Origin of the sequence: Candidatus Pantoea persica (assembly GCF_013753875.1) — a bacterium.
Taxonomy (GTDB): domain Bacteria; phylum Pseudomonadota; class Gammaproteobacteria; order Enterobacterales; family Enterobacteriaceae; genus Pantoea; species Pantoea persica.
In genome coordinates this window covers 1-1,178 of the sequence record NZ_SMDS01000013.1, presented here as the reverse complement: position 1 = coordinate 1,178, position 1,178 = coordinate 1, and the positions used below count along the sequence as shown (strand labels likewise).

The following is a 1,178-nucleotide window of genomic DNA, read 5'->3' as shown; positions in this document are numbered from 1 at the left end:
CGCAATTAAGCGATAATTTCAGCAACAACGCCCGCGCCAACGGTACGGCCGCCTTCGCGGATTGCGAAGTGCAGACCCTGGTCCATCGCGATCGGATGGATCAGAGTAACGGTCATTTTGATGTTGTCGCCCGGCATAACCATCTCAACGCCTTCCGGCAGCTCGATGTTGCCAGTCACGTCAGTAGTACGGAAGTAGAACTGCGGACGGTAGCCTTTGAAGAACGGAGTGTGACGACCGCCTTCTTCTTTGGACAGAACGTAAACTTCTGACACGAAAGTGGTGTGCGGCTTGATTGAGCCCGGCTTAGCCAGTACCTGGCCACGCTCGATCTCTTCACGCTTGATACCACGAAGCAGAACACCGACGTTCTCACCAGCCTGACCCTGATCCAGCAGTTTGCGGAACATTTCAACGCCGGTACAGGTTGATTTCGCGGTGTCTTTGATGCCCACGATTTCAACTTCGTCGCCTACTTTCACGATGCCGCGCTCAACACGACCGGTAACAACAGTACCACGGCCAGAGATTGAGAATACGTCTTCGATCGGCAGCAGGAACGGCAGGTCGATTGCGCGAACCGGATCCGGGATGTAAGTATCCAGGTGGCCAGCCAGCTCAACGATTTTCGCTTCCCACTCTGCGTCGCCTTCCAGCGCTTTCAGCGCGGAACCGCGAACGATCGGAGTGTCGTCGCCCGGGAAGTCGTACTGTGACAGCAGGTCACGTACTTCCATCTCAACCAGCTCCAGCAGCTCTTCGTCATCAACCATGTCGCACTTATTCAGGAACACGATGATGTAAGGAACGCCAACCTGACGACCCAGCAGGATGTGCTCACGGGTCTGCGGCATCGGGCCATCAGTCGCAGCAACAACCAAGATAGCGCCGTCCATCTGAGCAGCACCGGTGATCATGTTTTTCACGTAGTCGGCGTGGCCCGGGCAGTCAACGTGCGCGTAGTGACGAGTCGGGGTTTCGTACTCAACATGAGAGGTGTTGATGGTGATACCACGAGCCTTCTCTTCCGGCGCGTTATCGATCTGGTCGAATGCGCGAGCCTGGCCGCCGTAGGTTTTAGCCAGAACGGTGGTGATTGCTGCAGTCAGGGTGGTTTTACCGTGGTCAACGTGACCGATGGTGCCCACGTTTATGTGCAGTTTGTTACGTTGAAATTG

1 protein-coding gene is annotated in these 1,178 nt (G+C 55.7%); it reads right to left on the bottom strand.

The genetic code is table 11. From position 1 onward, the window contains the following. Window positions 1–5: 5 nt before the first annotated feature. Window positions 6–1,178, bottom strand: a 1,173-nt coding sequence (gene tuf, locus EIO60_RS04860; RefSeq protein WP_258576079.1) for an elongation factor Tu, incomplete at its 5' end; no start/stop codon positions are given.